The 16,261-nt window shown below is 36.7% G+C and carries 19 protein-coding genes; 7 read left to right on the top strand and 12 right to left on the bottom strand.

The genetic code is table 11. From position 1 onward, the window contains the following. Nucleotides 1-6 precede the first annotated feature (6 nt). On the top strand, nucleotides 7-660 hold the full coding sequence (locus FW780_RS14325; RefSeq protein ID WP_149834201.1) for a thioredoxin family protein: 654 nt from the start codon (nucleotides 7-9) through the stop codon (nucleotides 658-660). Nucleotides 661-732: 72 nt separating this feature from the next. Beyond that, nucleotides 733-1,134 carry a ribosomal maturation YjgA family protein gene (locus tag FW780_RS14320; RefSeq protein WP_149834200.1) on the top strand — a complete coding sequence of 134 codons (402 nt, stop codon included), beginning with the start codon at nucleotides 733-735 and terminating at the stop codon, nucleotides 1,132-1,134. Nucleotides 1,135-1,158: 24 nt separating this feature from the next. Here FW780_RS14320 and FW780_RS14315 read toward each other — a convergent pair whose 3' ends face one another. The 6 genes from FW780_RS14315 to FW780_RS14290 are packed head-to-tail and all read right to left on the bottom strand — an operon-like array spanning nucleotide 1,159 to nucleotide 6,121. Further along, nucleotides 1,159-2,079: a YARHG domain-containing protein gene (locus FW780_RS14315; protein WP_149834199.1), complete on the bottom strand. Its 921-nt coding sequence runs from the start codon at nucleotides 2,077-2,079 to the stop codon at nucleotides 1,159-1,161. Next, nucleotides 2,076-2,714: a DUF2306 domain-containing protein gene (locus FW780_RS14310; RefSeq protein ID WP_149834198.1), complete on the bottom strand. Its 639-nt coding sequence runs from the start codon at nucleotides 2,712-2,714 to the stop codon at nucleotides 2,076-2,078. Before FW780_RS14310 ends, FW780_RS14315 begins: the two co-directional genes overlap by 4 nt. 5 nt (nucleotides 2,715-2,719) lie before the next feature. Further along, the gene (locus tag FW780_RS14305; protein WP_149834197.1) at nucleotides 2,720-3,127 is read right to left on the bottom strand and encodes a hypothetical protein; all 408 of its coding nucleotides are present in this window, start codon (nucleotides 3,125-3,127) and stop codon (nucleotides 2,720-2,722) included. Between the two features lie 31 nt (nucleotides 3,128-3,158). Next, nucleotides 3,159-3,566 (bottom strand): energy transducer TonB, encoded by a 408-nt coding sequence (locus tag FW780_RS14300; protein ID WP_149834196.1) that lies wholly within the window; start codon nucleotides 3,564-3,566, stop codon nucleotides 3,159-3,161. Between the two features lie 18 nt (nucleotides 3,567-3,584). Continuing rightward, nucleotides 3,585-4,886 (bottom strand): alpha/beta fold hydrolase, encoded by a 1,302-nt coding sequence (locus FW780_RS14295; protein WP_149834195.1) that lies wholly within the window; start codon nucleotides 4,884-4,886, stop codon nucleotides 3,585-3,587. A gap of 32 nt (nucleotides 4,887-4,918) precedes the next feature. Continuing rightward, complete coding sequence (locus FW780_RS14290; protein WP_149834194.1) at nucleotides 4,919-6,121, bottom strand: BaiN/RdsA family NAD(P)/FAD-dependent oxidoreductase; 1,203 nt, start codon at nucleotides 6,119-6,121, stop codon at nucleotides 4,919-4,921. A 103-nt stretch (nucleotides 6,122-6,224) separates the two neighbouring features. Between FW780_RS14290 and FW780_RS14285 the strand changes: the two genes are divergently transcribed. From FW780_RS14285 to FW780_RS14265, 5 genes are all read left to right on the top strand, one after another. Next, nucleotides 6,225-6,719 (top strand): acyl-CoA thioesterase, encoded by a 495-nt coding sequence (locus FW780_RS14285; RefSeq protein ID WP_149834193.1) that lies wholly within the window; start codon nucleotides 6,225-6,227, stop codon nucleotides 6,717-6,719. 58 nt (nucleotides 6,720-6,777) lie between these two features. Beyond that, complete coding sequence (gene thiL, locus FW780_RS14280) at nucleotides 6,778-7,830, top strand: thiamine-phosphate kinase (protein WP_149834192.1); 1,053 nt, start codon at nucleotides 6,778-6,780, stop codon at nucleotides 7,828-7,830. 104 nt (nucleotides 7,831-7,934) lie between these two features. Beyond that, complete coding sequence (locus FW780_RS14275; RefSeq protein WP_167510718.1) at nucleotides 7,935-8,750, top strand: AraC family transcriptional regulator; 816 nt, start codon at nucleotides 7,935-7,937, stop codon at nucleotides 8,748-8,750. 165 nt (nucleotides 8,751-8,915) lie between these two features. Continuing rightward, nucleotides 8,916-10,112 carry a multidrug effflux MFS transporter gene (locus tag FW780_RS14270; protein ID WP_167510717.1) on the top strand — a complete coding sequence of 399 codons (1,197 nt, stop codon included), beginning with the start codon at nucleotides 8,916-8,918 and terminating at the stop codon, nucleotides 10,110-10,112. A 139-nt stretch (nucleotides 10,113-10,251) separates the two neighbouring features. Continuing rightward, nucleotides 10,252-11,160, top strand: a complete 909-nt coding sequence (locus FW780_RS14265) for a DUF6268 family outer membrane beta-barrel protein (protein ID WP_149834189.1) — start codon at nucleotides 10,252-10,254, stop codon at nucleotides 11,158-11,160. 56 nt (nucleotides 11,161-11,216) lie between these two features. On the opposite strand, the gene FW780_RS14260 is transcribed toward FW780_RS14265, so the two are convergent. The 6 genes from FW780_RS14260 to FW780_RS14235 all read right to left on the bottom strand — a co-directional run bounded on the left by FW780_RS14260 (nucleotide 11,217) and on the right by FW780_RS14235 (nucleotide 16,257). Continuing rightward, complete coding sequence (locus FW780_RS14260) at nucleotides 11,217-11,951, bottom strand: LytR/AlgR family response regulator transcription factor (RefSeq protein ID WP_149834188.1); 735 nt, start codon at nucleotides 11,949-11,951, stop codon at nucleotides 11,217-11,219. Beyond that, nucleotides 11,944-13,002 carry a sensor histidine kinase gene (locus FW780_RS14255; RefSeq protein WP_149834187.1) on the bottom strand — a complete coding sequence of 353 codons (1,059 nt, stop codon included), beginning with the start codon at nucleotides 13,000-13,002 and terminating at the stop codon, nucleotides 11,944-11,946. Before FW780_RS14255 ends, FW780_RS14260 begins: the two co-directional genes overlap by 8 nt. Before the next feature lie 78 nt (nucleotides 13,003-13,080). Then, entirely contained in the window at nucleotides 13,081-13,677 is a 597-nt protein-coding gene (locus FW780_RS14250) for a porin family protein (RefSeq protein WP_149834186.1), read from the bottom strand. A gap of 149 nt (nucleotides 13,678-13,826) precedes the next feature. Further along, complete coding sequence (locus FW780_RS14245; protein WP_167510716.1) at nucleotides 13,827-14,069, bottom strand: hypothetical protein; 243 nt, start codon at nucleotides 14,067-14,069, stop codon at nucleotides 13,827-13,829. Between the two features lie 158 nt (nucleotides 14,070-14,227). Continuing rightward, entirely contained in the window at nucleotides 14,228-15,535 is a 1,308-nt protein-coding gene (locus FW780_RS14240; RefSeq protein ID WP_149834184.1) for a hypothetical protein, read from the bottom strand. Nucleotides 15,536-15,690: 155 nt separating this feature from the next. Further along, on the bottom strand, nucleotides 15,691-16,257 hold the full coding sequence (locus FW780_RS14235; RefSeq protein ID WP_149834183.1) for an energy transducer TonB: 567 nt from the start codon (nucleotides 16,255-16,257) through the stop codon (nucleotides 15,691-15,693). Nucleotides 16,258-16,261 lie beyond the last annotated feature (4 nt).

Here is a 16,261-nt window from a genome sequence, read left to right as displayed (position 1 = left end):
TCGATTATGAAAAACCTGAAAATTTTAATGACCGCATTCATCGTTGGGCTTGGATTACTGAGCTTTACAACGACAGATCATGATAAAAACAAGACTCAGAAAGAGAATGTTTCTGCAAAAGGCTATGAAGTAGGAGATGAAGCTGCTGATTTTAAGCTTAAAAATATTGATGGTAAAATGGTTTCTTTAAGCGATTTTAAGAGTGCAAAAGGATTCATTGTTGTATTTACATGTAACCACTGCCCATACGCGAAGAAATATGAAGACAGGATTATTGAGCTGGATAAAAAATATAAAGCTCAGGGCTATCCGGTAATTGCCATTAACCCTAATGATCCTAATGTACAGCCTGAAGACGGCTACCAGCAGATGATTGAAAGAGCAAAGCAGAAAGGGTTTACTTTTCCGTATCTGGTAGATGAAGGGCAGAAAATTTATCCGCAGTACGGAGCTACAAAGACTCCTCATGTTTTTGTACTGAAGAAAGAAAACGGAAAGAATATTGTGAAATATATCGGTGCCATCGACAATAATTACGATAACCCGAATGATGTATCCGAATATTATGCTCAGGATGCCGTAAATGCTCTGATAAAAGGAGAACCGGTGAAAATGACAAAAACGGTGGCAATTGGGTGTACAATTAAAGTAAAGAAATAATATATTTGCTCATATAAAAATACAATCGGTGTTCATTGAATACCGATTTTTTATGCCTAATCCCCCTTTGAAATGAAATTACAATTCAGCCTGAAATATCTTCTTCTGACCGTTTTTATTTTTCTTGTAGAAGTTTTGATTGCCACCAAACTGAGCCATATTTTCTTCGTAAGAGCTTATCTCGGGGATATTATTGTAGTGATGCTTCTTTACACTTTCGTAAAGAGTTTTGTAAAAATAAACAATGAGAAACTGATTCTGGGGATTCTTGTTTTTTCCTTTTTGATAGAATTTGCACAGTATTTCCATATTGCGGAAAAATTAGGCTTCCGTCCTGGAAGCCTGATGTATATTGTGATCGGAAATTCTTTTTCATGGATTGATAACCTGTGCTATGCTGTAGGCTGTTTTATTCTCTATCTTATCGTAAGAATGACAAAAAGTGAAAACTTAACATCAACTCCTAATCCCTAACGCCTGCAACCTACTACCTGTTACCTATCTCCCAAAACTATCGTACTTATCTTCTGCATACTTGGTAAAGCGGTTCAGTAAAGCAACATTTTCCTTTTCCATAGGAGAAAGGTCATTGTCTACATTACTGGAAACCGGGATGTACCAGTCTGTTTGTTCAAAGAAATTTCTGTAGGTTTCTTTTTTGAAAGAGTAGCCGTGTCTTGCAAATACAGAATTTTTGATGATCTCAAGATCAAGTTTTCTTAAGTTTTTAAGGTCTTTCTCTGTCAGTTTCTGTTTAGATGCATTCAGCTTGAATATTGCTTCTGAAGCTATGCGGTTTTTAGACGTTTTATAGCTTTCTGTTTTGCCGGTCTCTTCATCCTTGTACTTTTCTGTAAATTCTTTAGGATTGGACCAGTCTACCAGATCAGAATCCTTATCCAGCATAAAATTGGGGTTGTAAACAAACTCTTTTTTAGTCAGTTTCAAGGTTTTTGAAGGAGCTTTAACGGCTGTTTTATCAAAGGCATTCCACTTTCCGGTTAAGCTGTCTCCTTTCAGTTTTACCTCAAACCTGCCGTCTGTTTTGTCATTTCCGGGTTCATCCAGTACAAAAGATGCTGCTGCCTCATTAAAAACCCCTCGGAAAGGGCGCTGATTGCCATTCACAATACTTTGCCCGTAAACGCTGTCTTTGGTGATTCTGTTAATTTTTAAAGAAATTCTTTTATAGTTGTCGACATCATATTCCGAACCATCTGTCTCGTCAACCACCTTTTCCATTCCTGCAAATTCTCCGGTATAAATTCCGTAGTATTCTTTGTGAACCTCAGGAATAATAACAGAATCTTTCTTTGCAGTCAGGGAATCTTTCCCCGATTCATTGGTCTTTCCCTCTTTTTTGCAGCTTGCCAAAGCAACTGCCAGTAAAGAAATAAGCGTGTAATTTACAATTTTCATATATGTTTTTTTGTGATTAAATATTCAATAATAAGGATATTGGGAATCCAGCCCAGCCATGCAATGATCTGATACACATCCATAGGATTGGGATGAAATAAATATACAATAATAACTTTCCACATTCTCAGAGTAATCGCAGATAATGTAAAAGCAAAACTGCGCCACATCCACTGCTTGTGTTCTTTAAACTTTTTCTGTCTTGCCAGCTGATATGCTTTATAGGTTGAAAACCACCATAAAAAGCCTAAAATAACAAATGAAATCTTTGATAAAAAACCGCCATTGGCAAAGACTCCCATATAAATTCCTGAAGGCGCTGCGAAAATCAGAATGAGAAAAATATATACTTTTCCCATATTCCGGTGGAGGTTTTTTAATCCAAAATTCTGTCTGAGAATAGCCAGGAACCCTGACAGAAGGACAAAAATACTTGTGTAAACGTGAGCATAGAAAAAGGTAAGATATTCAGGTCTGTCCACAACTTCTGTCTGCTTAATCATCAGAAAACTGACTTCAGGGTTAAAAGGAATATACTCTAAGGTAATTTTCAGCATCAGCCAAAAGAAATACCCAAACCCAACGATGAGAAAGGTTTTCAAAAAAAGAGAAATATTTCTTTTAGCAGAAAGCATTTCGATTATTCAAAATTGACAACAAAAGGAAGGTTAAACCAAATCATCACAGAATTCCCTTTGTATTCTCCGGGAGTCCATTTAGTTGTCATAGATTTCATGACTCTTTCTACTTCATGATTAAGAGATTCATTTTCTCCGGTTACAATGATAGTTTCTATATCTCCTTTAGCGTTCACCGAGAATTTTGCATTAGAGCGGGCTTTACCTTTTGATCCTTTTATTCGGTTAGAATTAATTTTTTGTGTTACCTCCCGCATAAATGCAGAAATTCCACCAGGATATTCTGCCTGCTTACTCTGTTCAGGAATATATTTATCTCTGGAATGGTCTTTGGCAGGGTGTGTTGCCGTTTCCTGTGCTAAGATGAACCCAAATCCAAAGCATAAAATAAATGCGAATATTTTTTTCATGTGTTTAGTTTATAAGGTTAGGATTAGTATTTTAGCGATTTAATGTCATTGGAATACGATATGTTGATGTAATAGGCTGTCCATTTTTGGTGGCAGGTTTCCATTTTGTCTTTAAGGTTTTTATGACGCGATCCATTTCTTTGTTTAAAGCGGGGTTATTTCCTGTTGTTGAAATAGAACTTATACTCCCGTCAGGATTGATGTCAAACTTTGTAACTGATTTGGATATACCAGATGATCCTTCGAACTTTGAAGCATCAAAAATTTGACTAATATCTTGTCTGAGAGCAATCATTCCGCCTGGGTATTCAACAGGAGTTTCTATATTGTTATTTTCAGCAGAAGTTGTAGGTTGACTTTTGGATTCTTCTTTTTGTGTTGTTTGGGAAAAGGCAAACTGAGCTCCTAAAAGTAAAATCAGTATTGATATTTTTTTCATGATTATAAAATATTCAGGTTATTTATTTTCAAAAAAATCAATGACTATTTCATTGAACAGTTCCGGTTTTTCTTCAGGAACATAATGGCTTGTATTCGGAATAATAGCCAACTGTCCATGCGGGATTGATTCTGCGATTTTTACCGTATGTTCTGTTTTTATCAAATCTTTATCACCAGCAATGATCAATGACGGACACTGAATTTTACTTAGGTCTTCATATTTCCATTGAGGATACTTCAAATCCAGATTCAGAAGATCAATAAAGATATCATTTTTGTGGTCTTTATTCTCTTTAGTAAGGCTCACGAGCATCTCTTTCATGGACTTTAAATCATCATCTTTAACTCCTTCCGGAAATATATTGGCTCCTGAGCATGCTATTTTGTCTACCATCTCCGGATATTTCATTGCCATAGACAGTGCGAGAATTCCGCCGTCACTCCAGCCCAGAATCTTTGTTTTTTTAATGTTCAGTTTCTCCAAAAACTGCTTAATATCCTCTGTCTGAATATCAAAAGTAAGTTCTTTCGTTTTGTCATAAGTAGATCTTCCTCGTTCGCGACAATCTATAATGATCACTTTATATTTTTTAGCAAACGTATCTTTTTGATTCATAAAAGCACTGATAGATTGGCCATTGCCATGAAGCATAAGTACGGGTTCACCTTCTCCATACACTTCATAATATAATTTGATACCATTGACATCCATAAATTTTCCATCAGGCATTGTGCCGATAATATCATGACCTTTGATCAACAAAGACTTGTTGCCGCTGAATGGGTTGTAATCCGATGTTCCGATTGTAAAATGCTTTACATGCGTTGCTTTCTGAGAACGGATTCCTTCAAACCAACCATTTGAAGATGTGATATCTTTTTCAAAACCTGAGTTTTCCAATGGAACTTCAATCCATTTTTTTGACTTTCCATCATTGACTTCCAACTTAAAATCGTCAAAATAAAAATCCCCGTTGTTTTGTGCAAAAGCTCCGATGTTCATGGTTTGCGCAGAAGTGTTGATGGTTCCTTTTATTTCATACGTTTTCCATTCATTGGTTACTTTAATTCCGTAATATTGATTTTCAAAAAAACCAACAGACTGATCTTTATTGTCTATTCTGCACCATAGCCCGCAATTGGATCCATTACCCTGATCTTCTTTCCTGATTTTTGCAGTCACACGGAAGTTCCAATTTTGTTTATTTTCTACATTGACAGCCTGTGTAAGGGAAGTCCAGTCAGAGATAATTGTTCTTGCCTGGTTGTATCCTAAAAAGAAGCAGAATAAAAGAAAGAAGCCGAATATTTTTTTCATGTTTTTTAGTTTTTAGTAAAAATAATACTTTTTTATAATGCATTGAGGTCCTGTGCAATCAGCCAGCCTTCACTCCAGCATGCCTGAAAATTGAAACCTCCTGTCACAGCATCTATATTTAATACTTCTCCCGCAATATAGAAATTAGGGAGTAATTTTGAAGACATGTTTTTAAAGTTAATTTCCTTTAAATCAACACCTCCGGCCGTTACAAACTCATCTTTGAAAGTTGATTTTCCGGTCACCTGAAACTTCTTCTTGCAAAGATTTTCAAGGATTTTCTGCATTTCCTTTCCGGAAATATTAGCCACCTGTTTGTTGAGGTCAACTTTTGAAATCTCTAAAATCTTTTGCCAGAATCTGTTGGTAATATCAAAGATTTTAGACTGTCCAATGGTCTTTTTAGGATTGCTTTGCTTAAAATTATGGAAGGTTTCTTCTGCTTCATCCATTTCTATCGAAATAAAATTAACTTCAATTTCAAAGTTATATTTAAGTTTTGCCAGACTTATGGCTTCCCATGCGGAAATTTTCAGAACGGCAGGTCCGGAAAGTCCCCAGTGAGTAATAAGGAGCGGTCCGCTCTCCTCGGTTTTTAGCTTCGGAATGGAAATTCCTGCATTTTCAAAGCTTGTTCCCGGAAGATCTTTCAGCAATTCATCTTTAATATTGAATGTAAAAAGGGAAGGGACAAGATCTACAATTTTATGGCCAAGATTTTCAACCATTTTTAAAGATTTTGGAGAACTTCCGGTTGTATATACGATATAATCTGCCTCAAAATCCCCCGAATTGGTCTTTACAATATATTTTTCATCCTGCTTTTCAATCTCTTTTACTGTACATTTTGTTTTTACAGAGACATTTTTCTTTTGCGCTTCATTCAGAAAAGTATTGATGATAGTCTGAGAAGAGTTGCTTTCAGGGAAAGTTCTGTTATCGTTCTCAATTTTCAACGGAACATTACGCTGGTCAAACCATTCCATGGTGTCGCCAGGCTGAAATTTACTGAAAACACTCAACAGTTCCTTGTTTCCACGGGGATAAAACTGAACAAGCTCTCTGGGATCAAAACAGGCGTGGGTTACATTACAGCGCCCGCCTCCGGAAATTTTAACCTTCTGAAGGACATCAGAGTTCTGTTCTAAAATCGTAATTGTATATTTCTTTTCGTCTAGATTGGATGCACAGAAAAAGCCTGCAGCACCGCCTCCGATAATAATGATCTGTTTCATGTATATGTAATCCTATGCGGAAGATTATTTTTTCAAAAGTACAATTTTTATAAACCATCTTATTTGAGTATTTTTGAAGATTATAATTTTAACGAGACCAAAAATGATTTTCTACCATAAATTTGAAGTGCGATGGAGCGATCTTGATGCTAATAAGCACTTAGCCAATTCATCGTATGTACAATATTGTGCGCAAGCCAGAATGGCTTTTATGACTAAAGAGAAAATGGGAGTTACCCAGCTAAGCAGATGGGGAATTGGTCCTGTTATCCTGCATGAAAGATATTCTTTCTTTAAAGAAATTTATGCAGATCAGATTGTTATTGTAAGTGTGGAAATAGACGGTTGTGCAGAAGATTCTTCTATCTACCGTTTTGTACACAAATTCTATACATCTGATGGAATGCACTGTGCCACTGCAGAAGCTACAGGAGTATGGATTGATATGATGCTTAGAAAAATGACCACTCCACCAGATGATGTAGTGGAAGCAATGAATAAGTATAAAAGCCCGGAGACGGTTGTGCTATCGAAAGAAGACTTCAAAAAATTCCCTTTCCATCCACACAATATTGACCCGGCAGAAATTAATATATAAATGATGAATGATGGTTGATCAATTATCATTTATCAATGATCACTTATAAGCAAAAATTATGTTTGAAGATAAATCACAGGAGCTGACTCCCATTTCAAAATTAGGAGAATTCGGTCTTATAAAACATTTGACTGAGCATTTTCCGCTATCCAATGAATCTTCGGAGCTTGGGGTAGGAGATGATGCGGCAGTTATTAACCCTGATAACAAAAAAGTAGTTCTTACAACAGACGTATTGGCGGAAGGAGTACATTTCAACTTAGGATATGTTCCTTTGAAGCATTTAGGATATAAAGCTGTAGTAGTAAACCTTAGTGATATTGCAGCAATGAATGCAACTCCTACACAGATATTGGTTTCCCTTGCAGTGTCAAACCGTTTTCCTGTAGAAGCTTTAGAAGAAATCTATTCCGGAATTCAGGCTGCTTGTGGAAGATACAAAGTTGATCTTATAGGAGGAGATACTACAAGTTCCAATTCTGGATTGGTAATGAGCATTACCGCTGTAGGAATTGAGAATGAAGAAAATATCGTAAAAAGAAGCGGAGCAAAACCAAATGATCTTCTTGTAGTAACCGGAGATTTAGGAGGTGCTTACATGGGCTTACAGATTCTTGAAAGAGAACATGCGGTATATCTTGCAGATCCTAATATGCAGCCGGAAATGGAAGGCTACGATTATATCCTGGAAAGACAGCTGAAACCTGAAGCAAGAACAGACGTTAAAACGATTCTGGAGGAACTGGGTATAAAACCAACTTCTATGATTGATATTTCAGATGGTCTGGCTTCCGAAATTCTACACCTTTCAGATCAGTCAAAAGTAGGATTCAGATTGTATGAAGAAAAAGTTCCTTTGGACAACCTTACGATCTCTACTGCAGATGAAATGAATTTGAATCCGGTAATGACTGCTTTAAGCGGTGGTGAAGATTATGAGCTTTTGTTCACAATTTCACCAGATGATTTTGATAAAATTAAAAATCATCCGGATTTTACTATTATAGGACATGCCGTAGAAAAAGAAGAAGGAAACTTTATGGTAGCAAGAGGATCAAACCAGCTGGTAGCACTTACGGCCCAGGGTTGGGATGCTTTTTTAAACCAATAAAACCGAAAAATTATATTTAATTTTAAATATTGTAAGAGAACCGCAGCACTTTTTTTGCTGTGGTTTTTGTTTATAGTTAATTGCTTTACAATACACTGATGATTATGTCCGAAAAAGAAATCCCGGTTCACCATCTGACTTCCGAAGAATTTCAGATGAGTACGCTGAGTGCAGCAGGCCCTGAGAATTTTCATGATGTTCACCGGCATAATTTTTTTGAAATTATCTGGTTCAGGGAGGTGTATGAAAACAGCCGTTTGGAACTGGATTTTGAAAGTTATAAACTTGAGAACAATCAAATCTGTATCATTGCACCAGGGCAGGCATTCAATATGAAACTGGAAGGAGAGGAGGGATATGCCATGGCAATAAGCAGGGAAATTTTCAACGAGGCCTGTGATATAGAATCGGTACTCACAGGAGGAGAGCTTCCCTTTTTTTTAAACCCCAAAAATGAAAAAACCTGCAGTACAATTCTATCACTGATAGAACATGAATATAAAACGTCATCAAGAACAGAACTCTTAAAAGCATATCTGAAAGCATTTTGTATCATCATCGGAGAGCAAATTCACCCTCAGGAACCTTTATTGAATGACCGTCAGCGCATTCAGGAACTGGTGGGGCTTATTGAGAAGCATTATATAGTCCAAAAAGAAACAGGTTTCTACGCTGATCAATTAAAGATAAGTACTCATCATCTTAATGATATTGTACGCCTTTTGAGAGGAACAACAGTAAAAAAAATGATTTCCCAGCGCCTTATCCTGGAAGCTAAGAGAGAACTTAGCTTTGGGGCTCTCACGGTGAAAGAAATTGCTTTTAAACTAGGTTTTAACGATGCTTCATATTTTTCAAGGTTTTTCAAGAAACATACTCATCAAAATCCTGACAATTTTAAGAATAATGAAAAAAGATAATCTTCAATATTTACTATAATAATGAGGTTAAAATAACTTTTTTTATTTGTTGTTGTATATAAATCTTCAGTTTGTCCTATAATTCCTTCAGTTCTTTTATTGAAATATAATGCTTTTTACAGCAACTTTGCAGCTGAAAACCGCCTGTGAAGGCTTATGTTATTTATGAAGAAGAATTTGAATATTGTGGTGTTTATTTTAGCACTGCTCAACACATTGGAGTCACTAAGTATAGATCTTTACCTTCCCGCCTTCCCAAGTATGGCGAAGATTTTTAATACCGATATCGGGCATATTCAGGTATCCATTTCTGTGTTTTTTGCCGGGTTTGCTTTCGGACAGTTGCTATGGGGGCCTTTATCTGATAAAAAAGGCCGAAAACCTATGTTATACTGCGGACTTTTGCTTTTTATTATAGGAGCAACAGCCATTTATTTTACATCCGATATTTATGTGCTATGGGCCATGCGTTTTCTGCAGGCATTCGGAGGAAGTGCAGGAATTGTTATTGGCAGAGCGATCATTATTGATCTTTATGATAAACAAAAATCGGTTACTATCTTTTCCCAGCAGTCTCAGATCAGTGGTATTGCTCCCATTGTGGCTCCGCTATTAGGAAGTGTATTCCTTAAGTTCTGGGGCTGGAACAGTTCGTTCGCCTTTTTATGTATCATGGGTCTGATCACATTCTTCATGGTGTATAAATATGTACCGGAAACCAATACCAGAATTAATCTTTCCGATGATGAACGTGTGGATGAAAAAGGATTAAAAGAACAGTTGAAAATGATCATTTCAAATAGAGATTTTATCAACAGTACCATGGTAGGAAGTATTGCGTTTGCATCCTTGATTATTTACATTTCAAATGCACCATTCTTATTCATGGAGATCCATGGATTTTCGAGCAGTACATTTAGTTTTATATTTGCTTTTAATTCATTGGCATTGATCACTGCAGCCTATATTACGCCTAAGCTGATTAAAAGAATAAGCAACTCAGTACTGTTATTTTCTGCTACCATTGTATTACTGGTTGTATGTTCCCTTCATATTCTCATTGCGGCAGAAAACCTTTCCGTAGCCCTGGAAATTGCAATGCTTTATCTTTCATTACTGGCTATTGGTATTTTGTTTCCTATCACGTCTGCCCATGCATTGTCTCCGTTTAAAGAAGGGAGAGGAACAGCGGCTGCATTATTGGGATTTATGCAGCTGATGGTTACATTCTTAATATCAGGACTGATTGGTCTTTTAGAAGCAGATTCTATCATTCCGATGGTGGTAACACGTTCCGCAATGGCATTAATAGCAGTTTGGTTCGGATACCGCATTTTTAACTCTCAAAAAGCAACAGTTTAGATACCTACAGTCATATAACAGAATAATATATTGAAAATTAATCCTCTTATTTGATCCTGTTGTCATACAATCCGGACACTTAATCAAGTAATTTTTGTGAAAAATAGCGAAAGGGTTCTCTTTGCATAAAATTTAAAATATGAAAAGAACCTTTTCGACGGCTTTATGTTGTTTATTGCCGTTAGGATATTGGGTAAATGCACAATCTGGACTCTCTGCGGAGCTGAAAACAGAATATATTCCGGGCTCCAGCTATATCCGCCCCGAAGACAGTACAAAGACGAATTCTAAAAGCGATTTTAAAAGAATAGATCTTAACCTGAGTATTCCGTTATCCGTAAAAAAGGATACTGATGGGAAAGTAAGATCCTGGTCTATGCTTCTGAGCGGATCTTATGCAAAGATGTCCCACAAAAATTACGAAACTCAGTTATTTCCGGATGAGATGTTGAATGCACAAATCGGAATACAGCACATGAGACCTTTAGGCAAAAAGTGGAGTATGATGATGACTGCATCCGTGGGAGTGTATACAGACCTTGAAAGAGTCAGTTTTGATGATGTGCTGGGGCAGGGAGGAATTTTGTTTATCAGACATTTTAACCCTAATCTTTCATTGGGAGGAGGGCCGGTGCTTACCACTGCTTTTGGAGTTCCTATGATTTTACCATGGATCTATTTTGATTGGAAGACTAACGGAAAAATTAAATTCAACATCAATTTCCCGCAAGGTATGGAAGCCGGTTATCTGTTTTCAGACAAATTTGCTTTAAAAGCTGTTGTAGATCTCAACGGGATGACGGCAGAGAGAAATGTAGGCGGAAAATCTATGCTTCTGGGTTATCAGCAGATTACTGCAGGACTCAGACCAGAATTGAAAATCAATGATAAACTTACGCTACGTCTCACAGGAGGAACCGCGATACTGAGAAGTTTCAGCGAAAATGATAGGAAAATCAGCAGTATTTTCAGAGACAAAAAAATTGCGGATCCAAGATTTGCAAGTACATTCTATGCTGCAGTATCACTGCGCTGGAATCTGCCATAAGAAATGCCGGAGGCGGGGAATCTGATAACCCTCAACTTCCGGCTTCTCTCTTTCTGCTATTTACTTATTAATTTCTTATATACCACCTGATTAAGTAATTCTTCTTTTCGGGTACGGGAAATGGGAAGTTCAATTTTATTAATGAAAAGCCGCCCTCCGGAGATCATATCAATATGGGTAATATTGATGAGGTAAGATTTGTGAATCCTGAAAAAATGATCTGAAGGAAGAGATTCCTCAATGGCTTTCATCGTCTGATGAATAGTAAGTGACTTATCTTTAAAATGAAGCTTGGTGTAATTCTGCATACTTTCAATGTACAGAATATCTACCCAGGAAACCTTAATAAAAGTATCAGACTGCCTCACATAGAGAAAAGGATCATCCAGAGATGTATTCTTTTTCAATTTTTCACTGATGATAAACTGTTGCTGCGCTTTATTTACCGCCTGATAAAAACGGTTAAAGGCAATGGGTTTTAAAAGATAATCCACTACCTGTAAACGGAACCCCTCCAAAGCATATTCAGAATAGGCTGTGGTAAGGATACATAACGGTGGATTTTCAAGCTGTTCCAGAAATTCCAGACCGGTAAGATAAGGCATATTGATATCAAGGAAAAGAAGATCTATTTCGTTTTCCTTTACTTTGGTGTCTGCTTCCAGTGCGGTGGCGCATGTATCTTCAACCGATAAAAAATCTATTTGACCGGCGAGTTCTTTAAGGTGGAATCTCGCCAGAGGTTCATCATCTATAATCAGGCATTTCATTTTGGGAATCGTATTACTCATGGCGGTCAGAAAGTTGTAAGGTTAAAGATATTTTGAAAACATGATGATCTGATTCAATTTTTAAATCATGAGCATCAGGATATTGCAATTTCAGGCGTTTTTTTACATTTTCAAGACCTATTCCTCCCACACCATCCTTCTTTTTATGGCTTATCATCTCTGAGTAGGAGTTTTCAATATAAAAAGAAAGCGTATTGTCTTTTTCCCTGCATGAAATCATAATGTATCCTTTGTGGCCGGGAAGCCTGCAGACATATTTAAAAGCATTTTCAATAAAAGGAACCAGAAGAAGAGGTGCTATAAACAAGTTTTTATGACTTAATTCCCAAGAAGTATTGACATCCAGTTCGTTGCCCCATCTTAATTTTTCCACTTCTACAAGGTTCTGAACATGTTCAATATCTTTATCCAGAGAGACCAGATTCTGATTACAGTGATACAGCTGATAACGCAAAATATCAGAAAATTTAAGAAGCAGATAATCTGCAAGTTTGATATCATTTCTCATCAGAATATGAATATGATTCAGAATATTAAAGACTACATGTGGATTAATCTGATCCTGGAGCAATTTGAGCTGGTTTTCCAGATGCGCCTGCTGAAGAAGAATATGATCACGTTCTATTTTCCCATGTTCCTGATAAAATTTGACCCCACAGGCAGCACCGTTAATCAGAAAAGAAGCAGGCAGCGCGAGATAAAAACCTTTCCATAGAAGAGGAGCGTGGTCTGAGAAATTGGGAGGGAGAACAGTTCTATTACTTCCTTCAATATAAGTGAATATAAGAGAATAGATAAAACTTAGAGCAAAAATAATAACCGTTGCCTGAATCAGAAATACTCCCATCTTTTTAGAACGCAGCGCTTTTGGAAGGAGCTTTGTCGTTAGGAAATGAGTGAAAAAAAATGAAGTTATGCTTAATACAAGTGTCTGAAAAACAGCGGTAATATTGTCAGATGTCGCCTGGAAATTAATCCAGATGGCAACAGCAAAGACGAGCCAGAATAGGATAACGAAAATATGCTTTCTGAAAACAACGAAATTTATCATGGTGAAGATCAGGTAAATAAATGCAAAATTAGAAACTGCAGGGAAAACAGTTTCTAACGGTAAAGATAATTTAAGTTTTTAGAACAGGAAATAACCTATTCCCAGGGAAAAACTGTGGGGTTTGGACTTAAACTCTTTACTGATGCTTGAAAGACCTGTTTCATACCTGAGATCTACCGTGAAGTTTTTATAATCTACCCCGATACCTCCTGTAATTCCGATATTAGATTTGTCAAACTTTTTAAAACCTTCCTGCAAAGCCCTGGAAGAAGATAAATTATTATTAAAGGCATAGCTGTAAACACCTCCTGCAAACGCTCTTACATTAAATTCATCAGTTTTAATAAATTTATATCCTGCCACTACAGGAATATCAATAGCGTTCCAGGAAAGTTTTGAAGAGCTTCCGTCTTGGGAGGTGTATGATGTCTTCCTTTTGTTGAATAGAGCTTCTCCTTGTATATACAGCTTTCCGAAATCCATTCTTGTCATTACTCCTGCCTGATAGCCGAATCCGTATTTCCCTTCCAGAGACGAAGATTCCGGTGATATTTTTGTAAAGTTTGCCCCTCCCTTTACCCCAATGTGAAAAGCCGGAGCCTGCTGTGCTTTAGTTTCTACAGTGCAAGAGATGCATAATAACAGTGAACTCAGAGCTAAAAATTGCTGCTTCATAATTAATTGTGTTAAAAATCTGATGCAAAACAACAATGATGAAACGCAGTATGAAATTTTATTTGATGAATGGCAGAAATGTTTTGACCAAGACCCGTTTCCGGATGAAAATAAAAACCGGAAGTATCACTACTTCCGGTTTGCTATTACTAATAAGGTTGTTCTTCACAGATAGAAGGGGGATTGCACCCTCCGCCGCCTGGGTTTCCGCCTCCGCCTACAGCGATACATTGTCCGGGATTTCCATCTTCATACATTTCACAGGCATATCCCCATGCACATTGGCAGTCGTCCTGACAATTATAAGAGTTGCCTCCCATATGACAGCCGTCTATTCCGTTGCCTAAAATTGTAGATAAGTCCTTTCTCAAAAGTTTTTTCATTGTTTTCATGATTAAGTTGGTATTAAATGTTATTGTTTAAAATTGTACATTCTTGTAAATATAATAAAATTGTCTTAATGAATTGTAAATGAATTATGTGCACGTATTTTATGAGAAGAAAAGCCACTGCAAGAGTGGCTTCCTTATGATAGATAGAATGTTGTGCATTAAAAACTGAATTCCTTCTGATACAGCATACGTTCTTTGGTAAAAAGAGGAATAGTTCCTTCATATCTTAAAGGAGCGATTCCAAAACCATAGAACATATCAGCCTGGATTTTACCTTTTACAGAAATCACTCCTTTTCTTTGAGGAACAATTGTTAAGCCTAAAGATGAAAGGGCAGAAGCTCTTCCTTTTAAACCTGAGTTGGCAATAGGAATGGTAAGAAACATCAGCCCTACAGCTCCTTTTGCTTCTAAACCACCTTCAGCAGATAAATTTCCCTCTGCAACAGTGATGGTAGGTTCTGATTTCTTTTGAAGATTAATGTTAATCTCTGGATTCTTGCTTACTAAAAAGTTAGCATTTCCCTCAAGATCCAAAAGCTGAGCCTGTACTTTTCCTGTAGCCTGTACTCCCAGAAAAGGTCCGGCAGAAAGGGTTGGGCTTAAGATCAGTCCTGTAGGTCCCAGGACGATAGGAACGATAGGGATATTCAGATAGTCTGTTGTGCTTGCGGTGTAGGCCAGGCTTCCTACAATACTGGCAGAACTCTGAAGTTTGATGTCATCCATGATGAGGTTAACATAGAAGTTGGACAAATGCCCCCATGAGAATGTGATATTATAATCAATCTTTGGCGTAAATCCTCCTTTTACATTCACACTGGATGTTCCCGCTGAAGATAAAGGAAATGAAAAGGTTTTATTGAAATTATAACGGTTGAAGGTAATTAATTTCTGGTTTTGAAGGTTTTTCGCTTCGATAGAATGTATTCTTTGGTTGATTTGCTCAGAAACCATACCTTCTACAGGAATGTAGTTAACCATTTTTCCATCGATATTAACGGGAGCTTTTCCTGATGGATCATACACACCGCTTAATGTTCCGCTGTAGATAAACTCTTCAAGTTTCGCGCTTGAAGTCTGTACTTTGAATTGGTTATTCAATTTTGAAACAGAACTTACTTTTGAAAGAATGGTGTTCACCTGATCACCTTCTATCTTAGTCCCTACAATAACAGTTCCTATAGAAATACTGTCAGTTTGCGGAGTCATACGGCTAAACGTAATTTCTCCGTCATTATGAGCAGAAATTGCATTTACTGACTCATCATTAAGAATAATAACATTCTTCTGTAAAGTCAGGTTTCCCAAAGTCTTCATAGAAGCAGACTCTATAGGTTTTTCAGTAGGAAGATCCGCCGGATCATCCTGAGAACAAGACGTTAAAATAAGCAGACAGAAAATAGATAAAAGAAAAGAAAAGTAAAGATTTCTGTTGATTTTAAAGTGGTTGGATTTCATTTTCATATAAAGTGATTTTAAGGTTTAATCAAAATTAGGTGAATTATTTAAAACTTACAAAAGAATTGTGTTAAATTAACATCAACAGCATAATGATCTTTAATTATGTTTTTATTATATGAAAAATAAAACCCGCTATCAGAATAGCGGGTTTTTGTATATTATTTTTTAAAATTCAATGCTAATGGAATAGAAACACTTGAGGAGACGGGTTTTCCCTTATCTTCTGCCGGTTTCCACTTGCCTTTATCTTTTATGCGGTAAAAAGCCGCCTCAATAAATGCATTTACATCTTCATTATTTCCTTTTACGTTAGGATCAAGAGCATTTCCTTTAGAATCAACAACAAAAGTGATTGTTGCTTTGTAGGTTTCTGAAGAAAAGTTTAAAAAGTCAAGATCAACAGCTTCATATAATAATTTTTGAAAGGCAGCTCTGCCTTTATCATATTCAGCGTCTTTAGTAACTTTTGCTTTTGCGGGAGGATCTGCAGCAATCATTTTCTTATCTTCAAGAGAGGCCTTATCTAAAGCATCTTTGTAAGCCGCTATTTTATCTTCTGTCAAAAGCCATTCTTTCTTCGTTCTTAAATCATTAGGCTTAGGATATTTGTTATACAGAGCCGTTTTCTTTCTTTCATAGCGTGAATCTGCCCTTTGAAACTCAGAAATCTGGGCATTGCTGAAAATAAAAGTGAAAATGAATGCTGATGCTAAGACCTTTTTCATGATT

Origin of the sequence: Chryseobacterium sediminis (assembly GCF_008386505.1) — a bacterium.
GTDB lineage: Bacteria > Bacteroidota > Bacteroidia > Flavobacteriales > Weeksellaceae > Chryseobacterium > Chryseobacterium sediminis.
Note: the sequence above shows the minus strand (reverse complement) of the source record. Positions and strands in the feature narration are given on the sequence as shown.